Origin of the sequence: Halorubrum sp. AD140 (assembly GCF_034497445.1) — an archaeon.
GTDB lineage: Archaea > Halobacteriota > Halobacteria > Halobacteriales > Haloferacaceae > Halorubrum.
In genome coordinates, this window is record NZ_JAXRUU010000005.1 from 1 (window position 1) to 22,367 (window position 22,367).

Here is a 22,367-nt window from a genome sequence, read left to right on the forward strand (position 1 = left end):
ACGCTGGAGGCGAGCGTCGCGTCCATGTCGTCGGGCGGGCGTTCGATGCCGAGGTCGTCGGTCGGGAGGTCGAGCGACGCGAGCGCGTCCGAGAGCGCCGCCTCGACCTCCGACCGGAACTGCCTGAACATACCGTCCGTTCGTCGGTCGGCCTAAAAGGCCCTTCCGAAGCGGCGCGCGGGGAGAAACGGTGCGAGCGAGAGCGACGCGCTCCCCCGAGCGCCTCAGACCGAATACGAGCGGTCCGGATCGGGCATCGCATCGAGGTTCGCCGCAGTCTCGAAGATGACTCCGTTGAGTTCGTCCGCCGTGTCAAAATACCAGAATGAGACGCCCTCGTCCGCACCTTCGGGGCCGAACGTCCCGCTCTGAACGACGTCCATCCCGGCGGCTTCGAACTGTTCGATAACTGCCGCGTCGTCGTCGAAGGCGAAACAGCCGACGTGGTGGAGTCCCTCGCCGTGAGCCGCCAGGTGTTCGGTGTAGATGCTCTCCCCGTCCAGGGGTTCGATGAGTTCGAGCATCGTCCCGCCGACGTCGGTGATAGCCAAGGCCATCGAGTAGTCGTGTGGCTCACCGCGATAGGTCCGGTCCCGCAGCCGTGGCGGTTCGAATCGATAGACATCCCACTGATCCACGCCGAGGACGCCGGCAAATCGGTTCATCCCGTCGTCGAGGTCTTCCACGACGAACGCGACCTGGGTTATCTCGGGGATCGTCACGTCTAATTGTGGTATGCTGTCTGGGAGCATACCTTAGAATAGTAACTAGAATCGGGCTTATAGATTTGGACAACACCGCTTCCGACCTTCGAGGCGCGTCACACCGTCCAGCGACCGCCGCTCGTCATCCGACGATCTCGTCGATCAGCTCCCGCGCGCTCCGGCGAACAGCCTCGTCGCTCTCGATCGAGGGCTCCCACCCGAGGTCGACGAGCCGCTCGATCGACAGCCGCATTTTGGGCACGTCGCCCGTCCACCCGCGGTCGCCGCCGGTGTAGCTGTACTCCGGCTCCACACCGAGTTCGTCGCTGACGATGTCGGCGATGTCCGTGACCGACGTGGTCGTCCGCGTCCCGAGGTTGTAGACGTTCAGGTCCTCGTCGGCGTGCTCGACGACGTGCTGGATCGCGTCGACGCACTCGGAGACGTGCATGTACGACTTCTCCTGCCGACCGTCGCCGAGGATCTCCAGTTCGTCGGGACCCGCGTCCAGCTTCTGGATGAAGTCGGGAATCACGTTCCCTCGCTGATGGGGGCCGACGATGTTCGCGAACCGGAACACCCACGCGGTGATACCGTACGAGTGCGCGTGCGTCGAGATCAGCGCCTCGTCGGCGAGCTTCGAGGAGCCGTAGATGGAGATGGGCTCTAGCGGGCCGTAGTCCTCGGGCGTCGGGCGGGGCGCCTCGCCGTACACCGTCGAGGAGGAGGTGAAGGCGAGCCGGTCGACGCCGACCTCGTTCATGCGCTCTAAGACGTTGTACGTCATCGCCGTGTTGTCCTCGAACAGCTCGCGGTCGTCGTCGTAGTTCGTGTCGGTGTACGCGGCGAAGTGGAAGACGACGTCGAGGTCGTCGGTGATCGCGTCAGCGACGTCCGCGGGCTCGGTGAGGTCGGCCTCGACGAAGTCGGCGCCGTCCGGAACGCGGTCGCGGGTCCCCTTCGAGAGGTCGTCGGCGACGCGGACGGTCGCGCCGCGATCGAGCAGCTGCGCGGCGAGGTGGCTCCCGACGAGTCCCGCACCGCCCGTGACGAGAACGCGCGAGTCTGTGAGGTCCATACCGGTCCGTCGGCGGTGTCGGATAAGTACGTGTGGAATCGGGACCGACCCGCGGTCGCTCGCTGGACGCGGCCTACAGGCCCCGCTCGTCCCCCTCCTGGGTGAGGAGGACGACCATCGAGAGCCCGGAGATGACGAGGAGGATGAGCGTGGGGACGACCGCGTACTGGTAGAACGCGCTCTGCTGTGCGCGCCAGATCTGCGTGACGATCGTGTCGAACCCGGAGGGACGGAGCACGAGCGTGACGGGCAGCTCCTTCATCGTCGTGAGGAACACGAGCGCGGCGCCCGCGACGATCCCCGAGCGCACGAGCGGGAACGTCACGCGCCTGAACGCCCCGGTCGACGACTCGCCGAGGGTGCGGCCGGCCTCGACGAGCCGCCGGTCCACCTGGAGGATCGACGTCCGAGTCGACCCGACCGCCTGTGGGAGGAACCGGACCACGTACGCGAACACGAGGAGCGGCAGCGTCTGGTAGAGCCACGGCGTGTAGCTGGAGCCGAAGTAGACCAACGCGAGCGCCAACACGATGCCGGGCACCGCAAAGCCGACGTACGTCGCCCGCTCGAAGACCGTCGCGAGCGGCGTGTCGTGGTTCGCGGCGAAGTACGCGACCGGGATCGCGGCGAGCGCGGCGACGACGGCGGCGGCAAGCGAGACCGAAAGCGAGTTCAACACCTGGATCGGCTCGAACGCCAGCGAGGGGCGCCGCCCGGACTCCGAACGGATCAGCCACATCCCGAGGATCCAGAGCGGGACCAGAAGCGCGAGCCCGGAGACGCCGGCGGGGAGCAGCGTCGCCGGCCAGCGCAGCCACCCGAGCGACACCCGATCGTCGGTCCGGCCCGCGTCGTCCCCGCTCGTGTTCCGGTTCGAGCGCACGGCCCACTCCAGCGCGAGCACGAGGACGACCACGACGAGCAGCTGCAGGGAGAGCAGCGCGGCGTAGTCGCGGCCGAACGAGTTGTACTCGACGTATATCTGCCGAGTGAACACGGGGAGCTGCATGATCGACGGTGTCCCGAAGTCAGAGACCGCGTACAGCGCCGCGAGCAGCGCCCCGGCGGCGATCGCGGAGCGGATCGTCGGGAGGGTCACCCGGCGGAACGCCGCGATCCGGCCGTGGTTCAGCGTCCGGGCTGCCTCCAGCATCGTCGTGTCGAACGACAGCAGCGCGGCCCGGGTCGTCAGGTAGACGTAGGGGTAGGTGTACAGCGTGATGACGAGGACCGACCCGGGGAGCCCGTAGATGTTGGGGACCCGCTCGACGCCGAGCGGCGCGAGCGCGTCGTGGAAGGCGCCCTGCGGGCCGAACGCGGAGACGAACGAGAAGGCGCCGACGTAGCTCGGCACGACGAGCGGGAGCGCGGCCGCGACCGACCAGAACCGGCGGAACGGGAGGTCCGTCCGGGCGGTGAGGTACGCGAGCGGGACGCCGATCGCGACGCAGGCGGCCGTGACGCCCGTCATCAACAGCAGGCTGTTGACGAGCACCTCGGCGGTGCCGGCGCTGAAGAGGAGCCCCGTCGCGCGCTCGCGGTCGACGGCGACCGCCTCGATAACGAGCCACGCCAGCGGGAAGACGAGCGTGGCCGCGATCGACCCGCAGAGCAGCGTCAGCCCGAGCGGGAGTCTGTCGTCGCCGTCGGTCAGGCGGTCGCGGAGCCGGTTTCGCAGGGTCATCGTGAGAGAGGGAGCCGCTCTGTCCGAGCGTGGTCGTGCCCGGCGTTAGGGGTTGCGATCGGTCGGCGGGCGCGCTCCGACGGATATATGAATTTAGGGCTACCTAAATTCTTCTATGGAACTGACGCGACGCGACGCGGCGGCCGCGCTGGCCGCGATCGGCGCGACGGGCGGTGTCGCGCTCGGCGTCCGTCGGGCGACCGACGACGGGGGGCGAAGCGGCGGCGACGCCGACCCCTCGTGGGACGGCGAGGGGGTGCCCGACGACGAGGCGGTCCGAGCGGCGATGACCGCAGTCGCGCGGACTGTCTACCCCGAGGAGGTCTCGGGAATCGACTCGTTCGTCGAGGAGTTCCTCGGCGGCCGGCTCGACGGGTCGGCACACGACGAGGGGATCCGGGCGGCGGTCGCCGAGGTCGAGTCGTCGGCCCGGTCGTGGTACGACGCGCCCGTCGCCGAGCTCTCGACCGCGGACCGCGACGACCTGCTCCGCGAGCTCGGCGCCGACACCGCGGAGGAGCGACCGCACGGCACGACTGCGGAGCGGGTCCGGTACTTCGTCGTCAACGAACTGCTCTTGGCGCTGTACGCCTCGCCGACCGGCGGCGAGCTCGTCGGCATCGAGAATCCCCAGGGACACGCGGGCGGCGCGGAGAGCTACCGGCGGGGGCCGCAATGAGCGGCGCCGAGAGCGTTGGAAACGGTCGGGCGGACGGAAACGACGGTTCCGGAGACGACGGCGTCGACCGCACCCCCGTTCCGGACGCGGACGTCTGCGTCGTCGGGGCCGGTCCGGCGGGCGCCCTCGTGGCCGATCGGCTGGCGGACGACCACGAGGTGGTCGTCCTCGACGCCGGTCCGCGATTCGACCCCGAAGACCGGCTCGCCAGGCAGGAGCGAGCGATCCGGCCGTTCTACGGTCGGCCGGACGTGTGGGGGGTCGGCGGCGCGCGCGACGCTCACGAGAACGCCGGCGACTGGTTCTACCCGCTGAACCACGCCCGCGTGAAGGGGATCGGCGGGTCGACGCTCCACTGGCAGGGGATGGTGATGCGGCTCCACGAGGACGACTTCAACTCGGAGACGGAACGCGGGGTCGGCGCGGACTGGCCGATCGACTACGCCGACCTCCGCCGGTACTACGCCGAGGCGGAGCACGAACTCGGCGTCGCCGGGGCCTCCGACAACCCCTACGCGCCGCCCCGGGAGGAGCCGCACCCGATGCCCGCGTTCGAGCCGTCCTACAGCGACTCGCTTTTCGCCGAGGCCTGCGAGTCGCTGGGGATCGACATGCACTCGGTGCCGAACGCGCGCAACTCCGAGGGGTACGACGACCGGTCGGCCTGCGTCGGCTACGGCACCTGCCAGCCGGTCTGCCCGAGCGGCGCGAAGTACGACGCGACGGTCCACGTCGAGCGCGCGGCGGACGCGGGTGCGACCGTGATCGACCGCGCGCCGGTCCAGCGGCTCGACCACGACGACGACGACAGGGTCACCGCCGCCGTCTACGCGACGCCCGACGGCGAGGAGCACCGCCAGGAGGCCGACGCGTTCGTCGTCGCCGCGGGCGGGGTCGAGACGCCGCGGCTCCTCCTGTTGTCCCATTCCGACCGCTACCCGGACGGCCTCGCGAACGCCAGCGGTCACGTCGGCGAGTTCTTCATGGACCACCTGTTCGCGGGCGCGGGCGGCGTCCTCGACGAGCCGACCCGCCAGAACCACGTCGGCTTCTACACCAGCGCCTGCGACCAGTTCTACGACGAGGCCGACGAGTCGCAGGCGCCGTTCAAGCTGGAGTTCTTCAACTACGCCGGCCCCTCGCCGGTCGAGATGGCGCTGACGGGCGACGACTGGGGCGACGAACTCGTAGAGCGGCTGCGCGAGGGGTACGGGAACCACGTCGCGATGGGCGGGCTCGTCGAGCAGCTCCCCGACGCGGACAGCCGGATCACTCTCGACGACGAGCGGGTCGACGACCGCGGCAATCCGGTACCGCGGATCGAGTGGACCGTCGGCGAGCGCGCGCTCGACACCATCGAGCGCGCGAACGAAGTTCAAGTGGAGATCCTCGAAGAGCTCGGCGCCGACGTCGAGTGGGTCGCCGGGCCGGACGCGACCGGCCCCGCCTACCATCACATGGGGACGATGCGGATGAGCGACGACCCCGAGGCCGGCGTCGTCGACGCCGACTGCCGGACCCACGACCTGGAGAACTGCTGGATCGCCTCCAGCTCCGTCTTCCCTACGAGCGGCGCGATGAACCCCACGCTCACCATCGCCGCGCTCGCGCTCCGGGTCGGCGACGACGTCGACGGCTGGCTGGCGGAGAGAACGTAGCGGCTCGTCGACACTAATTTAGGTAAACCTAAAAGCTCAAGTGCGTCCGGGATGAGTTCCGGACAATGAGCGACTCAGCACACGCGACGAACGGGTCGGTGAACGCCGTCGACAGGAACGGGCACGGATCGGACGAGGAGACGGCCGCCGGCGACGGCGCGACCGATGGGGCGGACGACGCCGAGCCGTACACCTTCGAGGACCTCAGCGTCGTGATGGGGACGTACAACGAGGAGGAGGCGATCGCGACCGTTCTGGAGGACGTCGAGCGCGTCACCGACGGGAAGGCCGAGGTCGTCTGCGTCGACGGCTCCTCGGACCGGACGCCGGAGATCGCCCGCGAGCACGGCGCGACGGTCGTCGAGCAGGAGCCGCAGGGGTACGGCGTCGCGGTGCGCGAGGCGATCCTGACGCCCGACCGCCCGGTCGTCGTCACGACCGACTGCGACGACACCTACCCGATGGACGCGTTACCGGAGTTCCTCGCGGAGATCAACGACGGCGCTGACGTGGTCAGCGGCGACCGGCTCTACCACGGCGCGAAGGCGATGCCGGCGTTCAACCGCTTCGGCAATCACTCGTTCGCGGCGGTCGCCTCCCTGCTCATGGGCGAGCGCGTCCACGACACCACCACCGGAATGCGCGCGTACCGCCGCGACGTCGTCGAGTCGATCGACTGGACCGAGAACACCGGGCTCTCGGCCGAGCTCCTCATCCGCCCGCTGATGCGCGGCTACGACGTGCGCGAGCGCCCGATCCGCTACGCCGAGCGCCTCGGCGAGACGAAGCTCGACCCGATCGGCGGCGGCCTCGCCATCGCGAAGTCGATCGTGACCGTCTGTCTCGAAGAGCAACTGCGGCGCCTCTGAGGGCGCTTCCCTCGACGCCGTCGTCGGAGGGCGGTCCGGAGGTACACTGTGGGCACAGTGGACCGCCGCCGGCGACGTTTTTACACTCGTGAGCGGCGGCGCTGACCATTTATAGATAAACGGCGGCGCGGCCGGCGCGTGCCTGCGAGCACCCGAAGGGTGCGAGCAGCACGCGCGAGGGAGTCGGGCGCGCCGAGGACGACCGAAGGGAGTCCGAAGGCTGCGCCCGACGAGGCTGGGGAGGTGTGAGGTGCTGTGCGGTTGCGGTGTCGGGCGGGACTCGAAGGGGCAGTCGTGAGGCGGGCGCAGGCGACGCGAGCACCGCAGGGAGTGAGCGGAGCGAACGACCGAGGAGCGCGGCGAACGTGCGCCCGCCTCACGGCTGGGGCTTCGGCGGTCTCGGTCGCCGTGTCGGTCACGATAGTATTGACGACGTCGTACCGAGCGGCTGGGGCTTCGGTGATGTCCGTGTCGATCGGTTACTTATAAATCCGAGCCGACTCAGCCACTTACTCCGCTTCCGCGTCCGTCTCGAAGACGACCCACTCGGGGTGGGTCTGCGGCTCGTCGGGGAGGTACGTCCCCTCGGTCCCGCACTCCGTGACGAGCCGGCAGGTCGAGCGCTCGGGCGGCCAGACGGCCTCGACATCGCCGTCGTCGGTCACGCGAACCGTCACCTCCTGGCGGTAGGTGTACGTCGAGCCCGCGGGGTCGACGAGCGTCACGGTCACGGCGAGCACGTCGCCGTCGGGGTCGAACGGAACGGGCTCGGCGGGGCCGTCGCCCGCCGCCGCGCCGGGCAGGCGCGCGCCCTCGGGCGTCACCGCCCACTCGATCGCGAGCGAGTCGCCGGGCTCCGACACCGTGTAGGAGGCGGAATCCGGCCCGCCCGCGGCGCCCCGCCGGGGGTCGACGCGGACCTGGGCGCGCGCGACGCGGTCGGGGACGCCGACGGTCGTCTCGGCCGCGAGCGTCGGGCCGGACCGACGGTCGAGCGTCTCTAGCTTCGGGACGACGTTCGCCTCGGGGTCGGCGCCCCAGACGCCGTGATAGCCGTACCGGTACAGCGTCCGGTCGGGGTACGCGTCGAGCACCGCGAAGTCCTCCTCCGGGTCGCGTTCGAGCGCGTACACGACGTCGCCGTCGAGCCCCGGTCCGTTCCGGAGGTACTGGAACGGATGGTTCTGCCACTCGCCGTACGGCGTGGGGAGGAACACCAGCCCGTCCTCGAAGGTCGTCTCGTCGAACGGGGCGTACGCCGCCTCGTGTTTCTCGTCGACCTCGGCGTTGCGCTCGATCGGCTCGGCGGCGGCGTCCACGGCGGCGACGCCCGCGACGGCGACCGCGCTCACGACGACGAGCGCGAGCGCGCCGCGGGCGAGCGCTGGTGAGACGCCGCGACGCTCGACCTCCCCGCGAGCCGCGGAGAGCGCGCGCCACCCGGCCGCGACGGCCAGGCCGCCGAAGACGGACAGCGGCACGAGCAGGTCGAAGTGGTAGAACGGGCCGAAGAGCGACGCGAGCCCGTCCGTCGGGTCCGAGAGGTCGGCGAGCGCGTTGTGCGTCCCCCAGAAGTACAGGTTCCCGACGACGACCGAGACCGCGACGCCGACGAGCAGGGCCGCCGCCGTCCGTCGGAAGGTCGCCGATCCGGCGTCGACCGGCTCGGACGATGCCGACGATCCGGACGGGACGGCATCGGAGTGCTCGCCGCCGTCCGCGACCGTCGCGGACCCGACGCCCTCGTCGCCGCCGGCGAGCCCGCTCACGTCTCCGTACGCGCGCCAGCCCCAGAGCGCGGCCGCGACGCCGGCGAGCGCGAGGGCGGTCCCGAGCGGGCCGCCGGCGAGCCACCGCGTCGCGATCTCCTGAATTGCGTACCGGTTCGCCTCCAGCGCAAGCTCCGGCGTGTACTCGACCGAGTGGCCGAGGATCCGCCGCTCCCCGAAGCCGGGGCCGTCCATCGGCGCGAACACCTGATAGGGGAACAGGAAGGGCTCCCCGGTCATCCGGACGTTGTACGCGAGCGTAACCCCGACGAACAGGGTGCCGAACAGCGCCGTCAGCCCGTGGCGACGGATCGGGCCGGGAAGCTCGCGGAGACCGCCGACCGTGAGCGCGCGGCGACCGACAGCCGCGAGCGCGCGCGGCGTCGACCGCCCCGTCTCGGCGCCGAGGCGACGGATCGCAGATCCCACCTGCCACAGCGCGTGGCAGATGAACGGGGCGGCGAACAGCACCGCGGTGTACGGCCGCGAGAAGAAGGCGATCCCGATCGCGAGGCCGGCGACCCCGGCGGCCCGGAGCGACTCGTCCCGGACGCTCCGGAGGTACGCGACCGCGAACACCAGGTTGAAGAACGTCGTGGGCGCGTACGGGAGGAACGCCGAGGAGGTCGCGAGCGCCATCGGCGACGCCGAAAAGAGGACGGCCGCGGCGAGACCGGCGCGGCGACCGAACGTCTGTGACCCGAGCAGGTACACGAGCGCGGCGTTGCCCGCCGCGATCGCCGCGAGCGTCACGCGCGGCTCGTCGAATAACGCCATCGACACCGCGAACGTCGCGGCCGGGACCGGGTTGTACTTCGGGTAGAGCCGGCCGCCGTCCTCGATGAAGAACCACGGGTGGAACGCGTCCGCGAGCGGGCCCGCGTGGAACTCCAGCTGGCCGCCCAAGAGCAGCGCGGCCTGGGTGAGGTAGACGCCCTCGTCATGGTTCGCGGAGTGGTGCGAGAAGACGGTCGCGGCGACCGCGAACGTCACGGCGCCGGCGGTAAGCGAGACGAGGGCGGCGGCGAACGTCACTCGGTCCGCCCGAGCGAGGCGCTGGCGGAGGCGCGTCGCGAGGCGGCGGAGACGGGGTGACGGAGCGGACACGAACGGTGAGCGGTGGGATGTAGAGCGGTGCGGGCGTTCAGATCTGAACGCCGGCGTCGCGCATGAGGTCGATCGTCGGTTCGAGGTTCGACAGCTCCGTGAGGTCCAGATCCGGCACGTCGAGCTCGTCGATCGGCGGGAGGTCGCCGATCGGCTCGACCTCCGGGATCAGCGGGTACTCGAAGGTGCTGCGGGCGAAGTAGTCCTGCGCCTCGGCCGAGAGCAGGTGGCGGACGAAGTTCGACGCCAGGTCGGCGTCGGAGGCGGTGTCGACGACCGCGGCGCCCGCGACGTTGAACACCGCGCCCGCGTCGCCCTCGGTGAACGCCGTGGCGATCGAGGCGTTCGGGTTGCCGTCCAGCACGCGCTGGATGTAGTAGTGGTTCGTGAACGCGGCGTCGATCTCGCCGTCGGCGATCGCCTGACAGGTGACGAACTCGTCGGGGTAGGTCTGTGCGCCGCGCTCAACTATCGCCTCCAGCCACTCGCGGGTCGCCTCCTCGCCCTCCAAGAGCCGCATCGCGGTGATGAACGCCTGCGCGGAGCCGTACGACGGGGCCCAGCCGAGGTCGCCGTCGAACTCCTCGGGGTACGCCATGATGTCGTCCGGCATGTCGCTCTCGCCGTACTCGTCGGTGTTGTACGGCACCGTGCGGGCTCGTCCGGAGGTTCCGATCCACTGCTCCGTGCGGAACTCCGAGCGCACCTTCTCTGTCACCTCCGACGGGAGCGCCTGCGTGCGTTCCGCGTCGGCGAGCGCGCCGAGCGCGCCGGAGTTCACCGAGTAGAACACGTCCGCTGGCGACCCCTGACCCTCGTTGGAGATCTGGTTCACGAGGTCGGTCGAGCCGCCGTACCGGACCGTCAGGTCGAGGTCGTCGTAGAGGTCGTCGATGTAGGAGACGAGCTCGCCGACGAGGAACTCGCCGCGTCCGGAGTAGACGGTAAGCTCGCCCTCCAGCGCGGGCATCTCGGCCATCGGCGTCCCGCCGGGGGCGCCGCGCCCCTCGCGGCCGGACCCGATCTGGCCGACCGATGACCCGCCGTCGTCGCCGTCGGATCCGTCGTCGCCGTCGGAGTCGTCATCTTCCTCGTCGGTGCCGTTACAGCCGGCGAGTCCGACCGCGCCGACCGCGGCGGTGCTCGCGAGGAACCGTCGCCGGTGAACGTTGCGTCCGTCTCGTCCGTCGGATTCGTGGTTCGTCATGTGTTTTAGGCGTACCTAAATGGTTTTAGTCGTGTCGGTTCAGTCGTCCGCGATCGCCGGCGTCCGCTGGATCCCGTCGAGGCAGTCGAGCCAGTCACGCATGTACTCGCCGCAGTGGTTGAGGAACGCGCCGTTGTTCCACTCCTCGAAGTCGCCCTCGGCGAGCGCGTCGGCCATCTCGTCGAAGACCGCCTCGAAGGAGTCGGCGTCGTCCGCCACGTCGTCGAGCACCTCCCAGACGTGCTCGTTCAGCTCCAACCCCGCCACCTCGTTCGCGAGGTCGTCGAACGTCGAGCGCGGCGCCTTGTTGTGCTCGCACAGCGGGCCGCCGTTGTAGATCCGCCTGTCGAGCACGTCGGAGGCTCGCTTTAAGAAGAGTCCCGACCAGATGTCGTCGAACCGGCCCACCTCCCACTCGTTGTCGTCCATCGGGAGCTGGTAGAACGCCGGGATCACCTCGCGGCGGAACGCGAGGTTCATCGAGCAGACGGTGAGGTAGTTGCCGCGCGCGGCGACGAAGTCCTCGCCGAAGTCGTCGGCGGTCGTCCGCGTCTGCGCCTGTCCCTCCAGGTCGCCGTCCATCAGGATCCGGACCGCGTCGAGGTCGGGGACGTTCGTCCACAGCCCCTGCGAGGCGACGACCTCGCCGCCCTCGACCTCGACCGCGTCCGTCTCCACCGTCTCGTCCATCGCGGAGTACGGGTAGCCGCGCGGGTAGAGGCCGTGCTCGTCGGCGTTCTGGTAGAGGACGTTCACCCACCGCTCGTCGGAGCTGACGCGTTCGATCTCCCCCTCGAACGCGAGGTTCTCCATGTGGCGGCCGAAGTAGTCCTCGTCCTCGTGCGGGAGCGTGTCGTCGTCGATGAAGATCCCGTACTCGAAGGAGTCGTCGGCCCACATGTAGAGGAGCCCGAAGCTCGTCTCGGCGTGGCTCGCGGCCGGAACGACGTGGCCGTACTCCGCGACCCCGTTGGCCTCGTACCACTCCTCGCGGCGGGTGCCGTCGAACACCTCGCCCGACACGTCGAGGTCGTCGAGCATGGCGCGCATCTCCTCGACATCACAGAAGTCCTCGGTGACGAGCACGAAGTGGAGCCGGGAGACGTCGAACCCGTGTTCCCGGGCGTTGGCGACGTACTCGCGGAGGCACTCGTACTCGCGGATCGTGGGGACGATCACGCAGATGTCCCCGTTCGCGGCTGATGAACTGTGTTCTGCCATACACCACTCTTTTTAGGCTGACCTAAAAGACTGGCGGTTCGTCGTCCGACGCGGCACCCCCGCCGTCGGCGTTCACCGCGAATCGTCGGTGATACTGCCCCCGTCGGCCTGCACCGAAGGGGTCGGCTCGCCGTCCGCCGCGGGGCCCGCCGTGGGCGACAGGCCGAGCGCGAGCGCCGCGATCCCCCCGCCGGCGAGCGTGACGGCGTTCTTCAGCGCGTGGTCGAGGATCGCCGCCGCCAGCGCCGTCTCGACCGGAAGTCCCGTCGCGCTCACGACGAGGCCGGTGAACGCGGCCTCGTACAGTCCGATCCCTCCCTGCGAGAGCGGGAGCACCTTCGCGAGGTTCCCGACGCTGACCGCGAGCGTCCCGACCACGAGCAGCGTCGCCGTCGGGACGAGCCCGCCGATCCCGCCCACGAGCGCGGCGAGCACGAGCACGGCCGTCACGACGTCGAGGGCCCAGACGACCGCGCTCCAGACGAACACCGTCCCCACGCTTCGGGGGTCGGCGGCGACCACGCGAACCGACGCGCCGAACCGAACGGCGGCGTCGACGACCCGCGCCAGGCGAGGCCGTTCGACCCGAGCGCGGAGACCGGGACCGAACCGGCGGTCGCTCCGCGCGACCGCCACCGTCGCGGCCGAGAGCAGGACGGCCGCGGTCGCGATCGCGACCGCGGCCGCGAGCGCGGTCGCCGGCTCTGCGGCGCCGACCGACTCGCCCGAGTCGATCGACCGACCGCCGAGCAGCAGGAACGCGAAGGCGACGCCGCCGAGGGAGGCGATCGCCACGAGGTCGAACGCGCGCTCGACCGCGAGCGAGGCGATCCCCGTCGGGTACGGCACGTCGCGTCGGTCCTTGAGCAGGTACGCGCGGACCCCGTCTCCGGCCCGCGCGGGAATCACGAGGTTCGCCGTCTGGCTGGCGAACACGGTCGCGGTGAGGAACCCGGTCCGGCAGCGACGCCCCATGGCCGCGAGCACGTCGCCGTACCGGCGTCCCCTGACCGGCCAGGAGACCAGGTAGGCGACGAGTGCGGCGCCCAAGAGCATCGGGTCGGCGTCCCGCACCGCCCCGATCACCGCGTCCGCGTCGAGACCGCGGACGAGGAACGCGGCGCCGAGCCCCAAGACGAGGAGGGTCCCGACGACCGTGAGCCGCCCGCGCGAGCAGCCGGCGCGAAGCCACGCCCGAACGTCGCTCGCGGTCATGGGCTGAGCGACCGGCACGGGAACGAAGGCGACACTCCTCCCGTCGCGACCGTTTCGGAGCGTTCGATCGATCGAGCGACTGGCATACATTGATTTAGGCTGCCCTAAAACATATAACGCTGACGGTTCGATCACGCAGTTCGAAGCGTCCACCGAGGCCACGCGACTCCCCAGCCACTCCCGCCGTGTGAGGATCACCGAAAATCGCTTTTGTGTGGATATCAAAATATCACACATGACCGAGACCGAGCCGTCGACCGTCCGGATGTGGCTCGTGGAGCGGACGTACTCCGACGACGAGCAGAACATGGTGATCCTCACCTACGCCACGGCCGACGGCGAGCGCTACTTCCGGAAGGAACGGGCGCTCACCTCGTTCTCCGACGTTCGCGACACCACCGCCGCGGTCGACGCCGAGCCCGAGAACGTGGGACGCGTCACCGACCGGGCCGACCGCGAGCGGTACGCGGCCGAAGCCGAGCGGATGGCGGCGGCGCACGACCCGACCGACGTGATCTGACGGTCGACCGGCGCGGTCGGCGCATCCACCTATCCGGCCGGTGTGCCGGCGCGATCCGCCTGACGCGACCGGCGCGGCCGCGCTTAAGTCGGTCCGACGCGAACGCCCGTTCGATGCGCGCCACCCTCGAAACCCTCGCGGTCGCGTCGCTCGTCGGGCTCTTACAGGGGGCGCTCCACGCGGTCGGCCTCGCGGGGCTCTTCGCGCTGTCCACGCCGTTGTCGCTGGCCCCGTGGACGGTCGTCACCAGCGTGTACGCCCACGGCTCGGTCGGACACCTGCTGGCGAACGGCCTCGCGCTGCTCCTCGTCGGGCCCCTCGTCGAGCGGCGGACGACCCGGCTCCGCTTCCACGCGTTCGTGGTGACGACCGGCGCGCTCGCGGGGATCGCGCAGGTGATGGTCGGCGGGCTGATCGGTCCGCCGACCGCCGTGTTGGGGCTGAGCGGGGCCGTGTTCGCGCTCGGTGGCTACCTGCTCGCCGGCAACGTCGTGACCGCGACGCTGTTCGACCGCCTGCGGCTTCCGCCGCGCGCGCAGTTCGGGCTGTTCGGACTCGCCGCCGTCGTCCTCACCGCGACGACCGCGGCGCCCGGCGTCGCGCTGATCGCCCACGCCGTCGGCGCGTTCTTCGGGCTCGTCGCCGGCCGGATCGGACTCCTCGACGCGCGGAGATAGAGAGCGTCGGCGTCGCTGTCGGGGGATGAAAAACGAAAGAGAGCGGAAGACGCCCTAGCGCTTAGTCTTCGAGGACGATCTCGATGCTGACGTCGTTCGGCACCTGGACGCGCATGAGCTGGCGGAGCGCGCGCTCGTCCGCGTCGATGTCGATCAGACGCTTGTGGACGCGCATCTCCCAGTGCTCCCACGTCGCCGTCCCCTCACCGTCCGGGGACTTTCGCGACGGGATCTCGAGCGTCTTCGTCGGCAGCGGGATCGGGCCCGACAGGGAGACTCCCGTCGAGTCCGCGATCTCGCGGACGTCGTCGCAGATGTCGTCGAGGTCCTCGGGGCTCGTGCCGGCGAGGCGGACGCGTGCCTGCTGCATCGATTATCGCTCGTTGACTTCGAGCACCTTGCCGGCCGCGATGGTCTGACCCATGTCGCGGATGGCGAAGCTGCCGAGTTCCGGAATCTCGCCGGACGGCTCGATGCTGAGCGGCTTCTGGGGGCGCACGGTGACGACCGCGGCGTCGCCGGACTTGATGAAGTCCGGGTTCTCCTCGGCGACCTCACCGGACGAGGGGTCGATCTTCTGGTTGATCTCCTCGATCGTACAGGCGACCTGCGCCGTGTGGGCGTGGAAGACGGGGGTGTAGCCGGCGGTGATGACGCTCGGGTGCTGCATGACGACGACCTGCGCCTTGAACGTCTCGGCGACGCTCGGCGGGTCGTCGGCGGGACCACAGACGTCGCCGCGACGGATGTCGTCCTTCCCGATGCCACGGACGTTGAACCCGACGTTGTCGCCGGGGCCGGCCTGCGGCACTTCCTCGTGGTGCATCTCGACCGTCTTCACTTCGCCGCCCACGTCGGACGGCTGGAAGGAGACGTTGTCGCCGGTGTTGAGCATCCCGGTCTCGACGCGTCCCACGGGGACGGTCCCGATGCCGGAGATGGTGTAGACGTCCTGGATGGGGAGTCGGAGCGGCGCGTCCGTCGGCGGCTCGGACTCCGGCAGGTCGTTGAGCGACTCCAGCAGGGTGGGGCCGTCGTACCACGGCGTGTTCTCGGACTCCTCGGCGATGTTGTCGCCCTCGAACGCCGAGATCGGCACGAACGTCGTGTCGTCGGTCGCGAAGCGGACCTGGTTGAGCAGGTTCTTGACCTCCTCGACGACGTCGTCGTAGGTGGACTCCTGGTAGTCGACCAGGTCCATCTTGTTGACGCCGATGATGAGCTCGTTGATGCCCAGCGTGCGGGCCAGGAACACGTGCTCTCGGGTCTGCGGCGCGACGCCGTCGTCTGCCGCGACGACGAGCACCGCGTTGTCGGCCTGCGAGGCGCCCGTGATCATGTTCTTCACGAAGTCACGGTGGCCCGGGCAGTCGACGATGGTGAAGTAGTAGTTGTCCGTGTCGAACTCCTGGTGGGCGATGTCGATCGTGACGCCGCGCTCGCGCTCCTCGGCGAGGTTGTCCATCACGTAGGCGAACTCGAAGCCGCCCTTGCCCTTCTCTTCGGCTTCCTCGCGGTGCTGCTCGATTACGTGCTCGGGGACGCTCCCCGTCTCGAAGAGGAGGCGACCCACGAGCGTGCTCTTGCCGTGGTCGACGTGGCCGATAATGGCCAGATTCTGGTGCGGTTTGTCACTCATGGGGTAATCACGCGCTAAGGCGCTCTGTGAGTAGGTTTCGGTAGATTCCACTAAAACGGTTTCGATACGGACCACAGACTATCGCGCCGCCGTCAGGCGATTCCCGACAAGGCGGGGCACGGGAATGAGACACACGGCGGCGGTCGAAGGATCCAAGAGCGAGCGGACCTACTCCAGTCGGCCCACGTCTCCGAGCACCGCGCTCGCCGTCTCCGGGCCGCCGGCACCGCGGCCGGAGATGTTGAGCCGGCCGGCGTGGGTGGTCTCGATCTGGACGATGTTCTGTGTCCCCGACACCGCGAGCGTCCCGTTCTCGGGGACGAGCCGCGGGGCGACCCGGACCGTCTCCCCCGTCGCCTCGCCGATGAGCCGGACGGTCCGACCGTCCTCCGCGGCGAGCCGGAGCGCCGACCCGGGCACGTCGCGGATCCCCTCCACCTCGGCGTCGTCGAGCGTGAACTCCCGGGCGTCCGCCGGGTCCTCGGCCGCGCCGAACGAGAGCACGTTCGCGAGGATGACGCACTTCAGCGCCGCGTCGGTGCCGTCGACGTCGAAGGACGGGTCGGCCTCGGCGACGCCGAGGTCCTGCGCCTCTGCGAGCACGTGCTCGTAGTCGAGCCCCTCGGCGGCCATCCGGGTGAGGATGAAGTTCGCCGTCCCGTTGAGCACGCCGCGGACCGCGGTGACGTGGCCCGGCTCGATGTCCTCGACGGTCGACACCGCCGGGATGGCGCCGCCGACGGTGGCCTCGAATCGGATCTCGCCCGCGCTGTCGGCGACCGCCGACTGCAGGTCGCCGAACCGCTCGGCGACCGGCCCCTTGTTCGCGAGCACGGCGTGGCGATCCCGCTCCAGCGCGGTCGTCACGTGCGAGAAGCCCGGTTCGGCGTCGCCCAGCGTCGTCGGCGTCGCCTCGACGAGGACGTCGTAGTCGGCCGAGAGCGCGTCTTCGGGGACGTCGTCGCCGACGAGCCCCCGCGCCGCCTTGCGGGCCGCCACCGCGTCGGGGTCGACGCCGGCGGCCCGACCGTCGGTCCCGTCCGCGACGACCGCGGTCGAGGAGTCCGCGACCGCGACGACCTCGTGGCCGTACTCGCCCGCGAGCTCGACGACCGACCGCCCGACGGCGCCGGCGCCGATGACGGAGAGCCTCACGCCTCCACCCCCGTGAGCGGCTCGACCAGACGCAGGTCCTTCTCGGCGGCGATCTCCCGGACCGCCGCGAGCGCGGCCTCGGTCTCGCCGGCGCGCGCCTCCAGCCGGAACCGGGCGCTCGACGCCTCCTCGGTGCCCTGCGGGGCCGCCAGCGACACGTCGGCGACCGACGCCGACTCGCAGGCCTCAATGCGCGAGAGCGTGTCCGAGAGGTCCGTGTCGATGAGGTGGCCGAAGAGCAGCAGCGTCACCTCCTCGGCGTACCGCTCCGTCCCCGCCTGCATCACGTTCACTCCCTCGCTCCGGAGTGCCTCGACGATCCCCTCGAACCGCTCCTGGGTCGCCTCGAAGTCGACCTCGACGGGGATCCGACCGCGCGGTGTCTTGTTCCCGCGCTCGTGGTAGATCGAGAGGAGGTTCCCCCCGTTGTCCGCGATGGGGTGGAGCGCGGCGAGCAGCTGTCCCGGCTCGTCGACGAGCTCGAGTCGGACCGTGTGCGTCGACGGCGTCGTCTCGGCGTGGCCGCCGTCGGGAGAGGCGCCCTCCCCGTCCGTCGCGCTCTCGTCGTCCGCCGCGTCCTCGGGGGCGCCGTCGCGGGCGTCGCTCACGCCGCCACCTCCGGGGAGTCGCCGGTCGGTCCGCCGGCGGTCCGGAAACGGAGCCGCTGACACGCTCCTGTCGGCGGCGCGGAGCGGTCGCTTGCTGGCTCCGTCGCGATGCGCCGAGCGGGAGTCGTGCCCGTCTGCATGTCCGAAGGGAGTCGGACGATCCGGTATAAGCCTTCGGCGATGGCAGGCGTTGCCTCCCCCGACGGCGTGTGAACTCACGGCACGGAGAGGGGCGGAGCGAGCAGAGAGGTGAGACTCCCGGCGGGGATGGGAGTCAGCGCCCCCGAAGCGCGGCAGAAAGCATTTTTGCGTATCGGCGATAGCTCCGACACCGATGCCCTCCACCGACAGACGAGCGCTCCTGGGGTACGTCGCGCTCACGGCGACGGGACTGATCGGGATCAGCGCGCTGACGAACGCGACCGAATCGGGGGACGAACAGCCCCCCTGGGGACCTCCCGTCGAGGGGTCCGGAGACTGGGCGATCGTCGACGAGGACACCGATCGGTTCACCGACGGAGACGCCGACGCGACGCTCGCGCTGACGGTGCAGGGGCCGAACGGCGGCTCGAACCGGTTCTACGGCGGATCCGGGCTACGCATCGTCAGCTACGAGACGGCCGTCTCCGACGTCGACCCGGACTGGAGCTACGCGCTCGGGCAACCGCGCCTCTCGCTTCGTATCAGACCGGAAGGAGACGCCGAGGGCACCGTGTATTTCTCGAACACCAGCGCGTACGGAGACACCCCGGACGAGGACGTTTCCGGAAGCACCGAGATCCGGCACGCGTTCGACGCCGGAAGCGGTCGAGGAGCCGTGAACCCCATCCTGAACTACACGGGGCCCGCTGACGGCGACGAAACCAGGCTGGACGCGACCGTGGAATCGCGTGTGAGCGTTCCGATACAGAAGGTGTGGACGCGGGGGGTCGGGGGCCGGGTCGAAGTCGGGTCGCTCCGGTGCGATATAACCGAGACGGTCATTTTCTAAGTGACTGCGACTGCGTCAGCCCCCTCCGCCTCCGGGAGGTGAGTTCCATCAGTTACGACGGATCTCACCGACCGCAGAGAACGCGGAATCGAAGGGACCGCGTCGTCGACTCAGAAGTAGTCGATCGACGACGGCAGCTCGAGCTTCATCCCCTTGCGCTCGCGGATCTCCATGATCTTCTCGCGCTGGAGGTTGTCGACGAGGACGCGGAAGCCCGCGTTCTCGGTGTTCCACGAGGCGCGGCCCTCGGTGGCCGAGCGGATGTCGGAGGAGAAGCCGATCATCTCCTCGACGGGCGCGATGCCCTCGACGACCATGAGGTCGCCCTCCTGGTACATGTCGTCGACGCGGCCGCGGCGTCCCTGGATCTCGCCGGACGCGGCGCCCATGTGCTCCGAGGGGACGTCGATCCGGACGTCCTGGATCGGCTCGAGCAGGCGGACCTCGCCGTCGATCAGCGCGCGGTGGACCGCGTCGCGGACGGCGGGGATGACCTGCGCTGGCCCGCGGTGGATGGTGTCCTCGTGGAGCTTCGCGTCGTGCAGCCGGAACAGCGACCCCTGGACCGGCTCTGCGGCGAGCGGCCCGTCGTCGAGCGCCTCCTGGAGCCCCTCCAAGACGAGCTCCATCGTCTCGTTGAGGTGCTGGATCCCCTTCGTGTCGTCGATGAGGATGTTGGTCCGGTGGATGTCCTCGACCTCCTGAGAGGTGTCCTTGTCCATGCCGGCCTCCTGCAGCGCCTCGCGGCGCTCCAGCTCGGGCATGTCCATCGATACCTCGCCGAGCTGGATGGCGTCGACGATCTCCTGGGCCATCGGCTCGACGGTGAGGTAGAACTTGTTGTGGCGGTTCGGCGAGACGCCCTCGACCTCGCGGGACGCCTCCTGGGGCTGCTCGCGGTAGACGACGATCGGCTCACCGGTGATGACCGGGATGCCCTGGTTGTCGCGGATCCGCTGGGTGATCACTTCGAGGTGGAGCTCGCCCTGCCCGCTGATGAGGTGCTCGCCCGTGTCCTCGTTGATCTCGATCTGGATCGTCGGGTCCTCCTTGGCGACCTGCTGGAGCGTCTCGATGAGCTTCGGCAGGTCGTCCATGTTCTGCGCCTCGACGGACTTCGTGATGACCGGCTCCGAGATGTGCTCGATCGACTCGAACGGCGTCATCTCGACGGAGGAGACAGTGGAGCCGGCGATGGCGTCGCGCAGGCCGGTGACGGACGCGATGTTCCCGGCCGGGACGTGTTCCACCTCCTCGCGCTCCGAGCCCATGAAGAGCCCGACGCTCTGGATGCGGTTCTTGCCCGCGGTGCCGGAGACGTACAGCTCCTGTCCCTTCTCCAGCGTGCCGGAGAAGACGCGGCCCGTCGCGATCTCGCCCGCGTGCGGGTCCATCGAGATGTCGGTGACCATGAAGACGACCTCGCCGTCCTCGTTGACCATCCGCATCGTGTCGGCCAGCTCGGACTCCGGGTCGCCGCGCCAGATGCGCGGGACGCGGCGGGGCTGCGCGTCGACCGGGTTGGGGAAGTGCTCGCACACCATGTCGAGCACGACGTTCGACAGCGGGGTGCGCTCGTGGAGCTCGTCGCGCTTGTCGTTCTGTTCGAGCTCCATGATGTCGCCGAAGTCCATGCCGGTCCGCTGCATCGACGGCATCGAGACGCCCCACTTGTACAGCGCGGAGCCGAACCCGACCGTGCCGTCCTCCACGGAGACGGTCCAGTCCGTGGGAATGTCGTCCATGTTCTCGGCCATGCCGCGGATGAGCTCGTTGACGTCGGCGATGACCGAGAGGAGCCGCTCCTGCATCTCCTGTGGCCCCTCCTGGAGCTCGGAGATGAGACGGTCGACCTTGTTGATGAACAGCGCCGGCTTCACGCCTTCGCGGAGCGCCTGCCGGAGCACCGTCTCCGTCTGGGGCATCGCGCCCTCGACGGCGTCGACGACCACCAGCGCGCCGTCGACCGCGCGCATCGCGCGGGTGACGTCGCCCCCGAAGTCGACGTGGCCCGGCGTGTCGATGAGGTTGATGAGGTGGTTGGTGTCGTCGTACTCGTGGGTCATCGAAACGTTCGCCGCGTCGATGGTGATTCCCCGCTCCTGCTCGTCCTCCTTCGTGTCCATCGCGAGCTGCTCGCCCGCGGTGTCCTGGGAGATCATGCCGGCACCGGCCAGCAGGTTGTCGGAGAGCGTCGTCTTCCCGTGGTCGACGTGGGCGGCGATGGCGATGTTCCGGATGTTCTCCGGCTCGTCCATCAGCCGCTCGCACTCTTGAACGATCTTCTTGCGTCGGCCCATTATACCGTTCGTTACCGACAGCAGGGTCAAAAGGGTAGTGTTTCTCCGCGGCCGTTTCCGGGGGGATCACCCCCCATCGTCGGCGATTTCGTGCCTATCGATGTCACGATTCGAGTCGCGCGGCCGGGAGTGACGGTCACGTCGCGGCCGCGACCGCCTCCACGCGGATTTAAGTGCTCGGTGGGGAAGAGACGCGTATGAACGAGACGCTCTCACGGCTCGCCGACGCCGGCGTCGTCGCGGTGCTGCGCGGGGTCGAGGCCGACCAGCTCATCGGAATCACGGAGGCGCTCCGCGAGGGCGGCGTCACCGCCGTGGAGATCACCGCGGACACGCCGGACGTCGCCGGGAAGCTCGGCGAGGTCACCGGCTCCTTCGGCGACGAGGTCGTCGTCGGCACCGGCACCGTCCTCGACAGCGAGACCGCCCGGACGACCCTGATGGCCGGCGCGGAGTTCGTCGTCTCGCCGAGCCTCCACGAGGACGTGATAGAGACCTGCAACCGCTACGGCGCCGTCACCGCGCCCGGCGTGATGACGCCGACCGAGGCGATTCGCGGCTACGAGGCCGGCGCCGACTTCGTGAAGGTGTTCCCCGCCAAGACCGTCGGGCCGGCCCACCTCGCCGCGATGAAGGGGCCCCTGGGCCAGATCCCGATGATGCCGACCGGCGGCGTCGGCCCCGGGAACGCGGCCGAGTACATCGACGCCGGCGCGTTCGCGGTCGGCGCCGGTGGCTCGCTCGTCGACTACGACGCGGCCGCACGCGGCGACTACGACGAGATCACCGAGACCGCCCGCGAGTTCACGCGAGTCGTCGAGGGCGCGCGCGCGGACGACTGAGACCGGCGGCGAACGATTCGCGGCGGCAACGGCCGAGGGACGCGGCGACGACCGAGCCGGCCGCTGACCGCCTCGCGAGCCGGGTGGCTTTTTTTGAGACGGCTGCGTAGCCGCCGGCGTCGATGATCGTGTTACACGCCGTCTTTCCGATCGAGCCGGACAGCCTCGACGAGGCGCTGGACCACGCGGAGACCCTCGTCGAGCGGTCGAACGAGGAGGAGGGGATGATCGACTACCGAGCGGCGACGGACGTCGAGGACGGAACGGTCCTCCGCTTCTTCGAGCAGTACGAGGACGCCGCGGCGTTCGAGGCGCACACGCAGACCGATCACTTCCGAGCGTTCGAGGCGGCGCTTCCGGACCTGCTCGCCGGGGAGCCGCGGGTGACGCGGTTCGACGTGGACTCGGCGACCGAGTTGGAGCTGTAGCGCGTCGATCCCGTCG

The 22,367-nt window shown here is 69.8% G+C and carries 21 protein-coding genes; 8 read left to right on the forward strand and 13 right to left on the reverse strand.

The window, feature by feature from the left end:
- Nucleotides 1-224: 224 nt before the first annotated feature.
- The 3 genes from U4E84_RS02240 to U4E84_RS02250 all read right to left on the reverse strand — a co-directional run bounded on the left by U4E84_RS02240 (nucleotide 225) and on the right by U4E84_RS02250 (nucleotide 3,466).
- Nucleotides 225-752, reverse strand: coding sequence for a VOC family protein (locus U4E84_RS02240; RefSeq protein ID WP_322530471.1), 528 nt, complete (start codon nucleotides 750-752; stop codon nucleotides 225-227).
- A 94-nt stretch (nucleotides 753-846) separates the two neighbouring features.
- Nucleotides 847-1,782 (reverse strand): NAD-dependent epimerase/dehydratase family protein, encoded by a 936-nt coding sequence (locus U4E84_RS02245; protein WP_322530472.1) that lies wholly within the window; start codon nucleotides 1,780-1,782, stop codon nucleotides 847-849.
- Nucleotides 1,783-1,855: 73 nt separating this feature from the next.
- Complete coding sequence (locus U4E84_RS02250) at nucleotides 1,856-3,466, reverse strand: iron ABC transporter permease (RefSeq protein ID WP_322530473.1); 1,611 nt, start codon at nucleotides 3,464-3,466, stop codon at nucleotides 1,856-1,858.
- Between the two features lie 115 nt (nucleotides 3,467-3,581).
- Here U4E84_RS02250 and U4E84_RS02255 point away from each other — a divergent pair, with 115 nt between their 5' ends.
- The 3 genes from U4E84_RS02255 to U4E84_RS02265 all read left to right on the forward strand — a co-directional run bounded on the left by U4E84_RS02255 (nucleotide 3,582) and on the right by U4E84_RS02265 (nucleotide 6,672).
- Nucleotides 3,582-4,145 carry a gluconate 2-dehydrogenase subunit 3 family protein gene (locus U4E84_RS02255; RefSeq protein ID WP_322530474.1) on the forward strand — a complete coding sequence of 188 codons (564 nt, stop codon included), beginning with the start codon at nucleotides 3,582-3,584 and terminating at the stop codon, nucleotides 4,143-4,145.
- Complete coding sequence (locus U4E84_RS02260; RefSeq protein WP_322530475.1) at nucleotides 4,142-5,803, forward strand: GMC family oxidoreductase; 1,662 nt, start codon at nucleotides 4,142-4,144, stop codon at nucleotides 5,801-5,803. Before U4E84_RS02255 ends, U4E84_RS02260 begins: the two co-directional genes overlap by 4 nt.
- A gap of 65 nt (nucleotides 5,804-5,868) precedes the next feature.
- Nucleotides 5,869-6,672: a dolichyl-phosphate hexose transferase gene (locus tag U4E84_RS02265; protein WP_345785492.1), complete on the forward strand. Its 804-nt coding sequence runs from the start codon at nucleotides 5,869-5,871 to the stop codon at nucleotides 6,670-6,672.
- 509 nt (nucleotides 6,673-7,181) lie between these two features.
- Here the strand turns inward: U4E84_RS02265 and U4E84_RS02270 are convergent.
- The 4 genes from U4E84_RS02270 to U4E84_RS02285 all read right to left on the reverse strand — a co-directional run bounded on the left by U4E84_RS02270 (nucleotide 7,182) and on the right by U4E84_RS02285 (nucleotide 13,191).
- Nucleotides 7,182-9,476 (reverse strand): glycosyltransferase family 39 protein, encoded by a 2,295-nt coding sequence (locus U4E84_RS02270; protein WP_322530476.1) that lies wholly within the window; start codon nucleotides 9,474-9,476, stop codon nucleotides 7,182-7,184.
- 109 nt (nucleotides 9,477-9,585) lie between these two features.
- Entirely contained in the window at nucleotides 9,586-10,755 is a 1,170-nt protein-coding gene (locus U4E84_RS02275; protein ID WP_322530477.1) for an extracellular solute-binding protein, read from the reverse strand.
- Between the two features lie 39 nt (nucleotides 10,756-10,794).
- Nucleotides 10,795-11,976 carry an alpha-1 4-glucan-protein synthase gene (locus U4E84_RS02280; RefSeq protein ID WP_322530478.1) on the reverse strand — a complete coding sequence of 394 codons (1,182 nt, stop codon included), beginning with the start codon at nucleotides 11,974-11,976 and terminating at the stop codon, nucleotides 10,795-10,797.
- A gap of 72 nt (nucleotides 11,977-12,048) precedes the next feature.
- A complete protein-coding gene (locus U4E84_RS02285) occupies nucleotides 12,049-13,191 on the reverse strand; it encodes a lysylphosphatidylglycerol synthase transmembrane domain-containing protein (RefSeq protein ID WP_322530479.1) in 1,143 nt (380 codons plus the stop codon).
- 235 nt (nucleotides 13,192-13,426) lie between these two features.
- On the opposite strand from U4E84_RS02285, the gene U4E84_RS02290 reads away from it, so the two are divergent.
- Nucleotides 13,427-13,711 (forward strand): hypothetical protein, encoded by a 285-nt coding sequence (locus tag U4E84_RS02290; RefSeq protein ID WP_322530480.1) that lies wholly within the window; start codon nucleotides 13,427-13,429, stop codon nucleotides 13,709-13,711.
- A gap of 113 nt (nucleotides 13,712-13,824) precedes the next feature.
- A complete protein-coding gene (locus U4E84_RS02295; protein ID WP_322530481.1) occupies nucleotides 13,825-14,388 on the forward strand; it encodes a rhomboid family intramembrane serine protease in 564 nt (187 codons plus the stop codon).
- A 61-nt stretch (nucleotides 14,389-14,449) separates the two neighbouring features.
- Here U4E84_RS02295 and rpsJ read toward each other — a convergent pair whose 3' ends face one another.
- From rpsJ to U4E84_RS02320, 5 genes are all read right to left on the reverse strand, one after another.
- Nucleotides 14,450-14,758 carry a 30S ribosomal protein S10 gene (gene rpsJ / locus U4E84_RS02300; RefSeq protein WP_322530482.1) on the reverse strand — a complete coding sequence of 103 codons (309 nt, stop codon included), beginning with the start codon at nucleotides 14,756-14,758 and terminating at the stop codon, nucleotides 14,450-14,452.
- 3 nt (nucleotides 14,759-14,761) lie between these two features.
- Nucleotides 14,762-16,027, reverse strand: a complete 1,266-nt coding sequence (gene tuf / locus U4E84_RS02305) for a translation elongation factor EF-1 subunit alpha (protein WP_322530483.1) — start codon at nucleotides 16,025-16,027, stop codon at nucleotides 14,762-14,764.
- Nucleotides 16,028-16,195: 168 nt separating this feature from the next.
- Nucleotides 16,196-17,182: a homoserine dehydrogenase gene (locus tag U4E84_RS02310; protein ID WP_322530484.1), complete on the reverse strand. Its 987-nt coding sequence runs from the start codon at nucleotides 17,180-17,182 to the stop codon at nucleotides 16,196-16,198.
- A complete protein-coding gene (locus tag U4E84_RS02315) occupies nucleotides 17,179-17,790 on the reverse strand; it encodes an amino acid-binding protein (protein ID WP_322530485.1) in 612 nt (203 codons plus the stop codon). Before U4E84_RS02315 ends, U4E84_RS02310 begins: the two co-directional genes overlap by 4 nt.
- The gene (locus U4E84_RS02320) at nucleotides 17,787-17,930 is read right to left on the reverse strand and encodes a hypothetical protein (protein WP_322530486.1); all 144 of its coding nucleotides are present in this window, start codon (nucleotides 17,928-17,930) and stop codon (nucleotides 17,787-17,789) included. Before U4E84_RS02320 ends, U4E84_RS02315 begins: the two co-directional genes overlap by 4 nt.
- A 194-nt stretch (nucleotides 17,931-18,124) precedes the next feature.
- Between U4E84_RS02320 and U4E84_RS02325 the strand changes: the two genes are divergently transcribed.
- On the forward strand, nucleotides 18,125-18,781 hold the full coding sequence (locus U4E84_RS02325; RefSeq protein WP_322530487.1) for a hypothetical protein: 657 nt from the start codon (nucleotides 18,125-18,127) through the stop codon (nucleotides 18,779-18,781).
- 110 nt (nucleotides 18,782-18,891) lie between these two features.
- Here U4E84_RS02325 and U4E84_RS02330 read toward each other — a convergent pair whose 3' ends face one another.
- On the reverse strand, nucleotides 18,892-21,081 hold the full coding sequence (locus U4E84_RS02330) for an elongation factor EF-2 (protein WP_322530488.1): 2,190 nt from the start codon (nucleotides 21,079-21,081) through the stop codon (nucleotides 18,892-18,894).
- Nucleotides 21,082-21,278: 197 nt separating this feature from the next.
- On the opposite strand from U4E84_RS02330, the gene U4E84_RS02335 reads away from it, so the two are divergent.
- Together U4E84_RS02335 and U4E84_RS02340 are read left to right on the forward strand one after the other, a co-directional pair.
- Nucleotides 21,279-21,923, forward strand: a complete 645-nt coding sequence (locus tag U4E84_RS02335) for a bifunctional 4-hydroxy-2-oxoglutarate aldolase/2-dehydro-3-deoxy-phosphogluconate aldolase (protein WP_322530489.1) — start codon at nucleotides 21,279-21,281, stop codon at nucleotides 21,921-21,923.
- Nucleotides 21,924-22,045: 122 nt separating this feature from the next.
- A complete protein-coding gene (locus U4E84_RS02340) occupies nucleotides 22,046-22,351 on the forward strand; it encodes a putative quinol monooxygenase (protein ID WP_322530490.1) in 306 nt (101 codons plus the stop codon).
- Nucleotides 22,352-22,367 lie beyond the last annotated feature (16 nt).

Excerpts from the sequence above, each read along its gene's own strand:
- U4E84_RS02330 (WP_322530488.1), bottom strand. The coding sequence starts at position 21,081 with ATGGGCCGACGCAAGAAGATCGTTCAAGAGTGCGAGCGGCTGATGGAC.
- U4E84_RS02340 (WP_322530490.1), top strand. The coding sequence starts at position 22,046 with ATGATCGTGTTACACGCCGTCTTTCCGATCGAGCCGGACAGCCTCGAC.
- U4E84_RS02295 (WP_322530481.1), top strand. The coding sequence starts at position 13,825 with ATGCGCGCCACCCTCGAAACCCTCGCGGTCGCGTCGCTCGTCGGGCTC.
- U4E84_RS02285 (WP_322530479.1), bottom strand. The coding sequence starts at position 13,191 with ATGACCGCGAGCGACGTTCGGGCGTGGCTTCGCGCCGGCTGCTCGCGC.
- U4E84_RS02325 (WP_322530487.1), top strand. The coding sequence starts at position 18,125 with ATGCCCTCCACCGACAGACGAGCGCTCCTGGGGTACGTCGCGCTCACG.
- U4E84_RS02245 (WP_322530472.1), bottom strand. The coding sequence starts at position 1,782 with ATGGACCTCACAGACTCGCGCGTTCTCGTCACGGGCGGTGCGGGACTC.
- U4E84_RS02335 (WP_322530489.1), top strand. The coding sequence starts at position 21,279 with ATGAACGAGACGCTCTCACGGCTCGCCGACGCCGGCGTCGTCGCGGTG.
- U4E84_RS02320 (WP_322530486.1), bottom strand. The coding sequence starts at position 17,930 with ATGCAGACGGGCACGACTCCCGCTCGGCGCATCGCGACGGAGCCAGCA.
- rpsJ (WP_322530482.1), bottom strand. The coding sequence starts at position 14,758 with ATGCAGCAGGCACGCGTCCGCCTCGCCGGCACGAGCCCCGAGGACCTC.
- tuf (WP_322530483.1), bottom strand. The coding sequence starts at position 16,027 with ATGAGTGACAAACCGCACCAGAATCTGGCCATTATCGGCCACGTCGAC.
- U4E84_RS02265 (WP_345785492.1), top strand. The coding sequence starts at position 5,869 with ATGAGCGACTCAGCACACGCGACGAACGGGTCGGTGAACGCCGTCGAC.
- U4E84_RS02275 (WP_322530477.1), bottom strand. The coding sequence starts at position 10,755 with ATGACGAACCACGAATCCGACGGACGAGACGGACGCAACGTTCACCGG.
- U4E84_RS02260 (WP_322530475.1), top strand. The coding sequence starts at position 4,142 with ATGAGCGGCGCCGAGAGCGTTGGAAACGGTCGGGCGGACGGAAACGAC.
- U4E84_RS02255 (WP_322530474.1), top strand. The coding sequence starts at position 3,582 with ATGGAACTGACGCGACGCGACGCGGCGGCCGCGCTGGCCGCGATCGGC.
- U4E84_RS02240 (WP_322530471.1), bottom strand. The coding sequence starts at position 752 with ATGCTCCCAGACAGCATACCACAATTAGACGTGACGATCCCCGAGATA.
- U4E84_RS02280 (WP_322530478.1), bottom strand. The coding sequence starts at position 11,976 with ATGGCAGAACACAGTTCATCAGCCGCGAACGGGGACATCTGCGTGATC.
- U4E84_RS02290 (WP_322530480.1), top strand. The coding sequence starts at position 13,427 with ATGACCGAGACCGAGCCGTCGACCGTCCGGATGTGGCTCGTGGAGCGG.
- U4E84_RS02250 (WP_322530473.1), bottom strand. The coding sequence starts at position 3,466 with ATGACCCTGCGAAACCGGCTCCGCGACCGCCTGACCGACGGCGACGAC.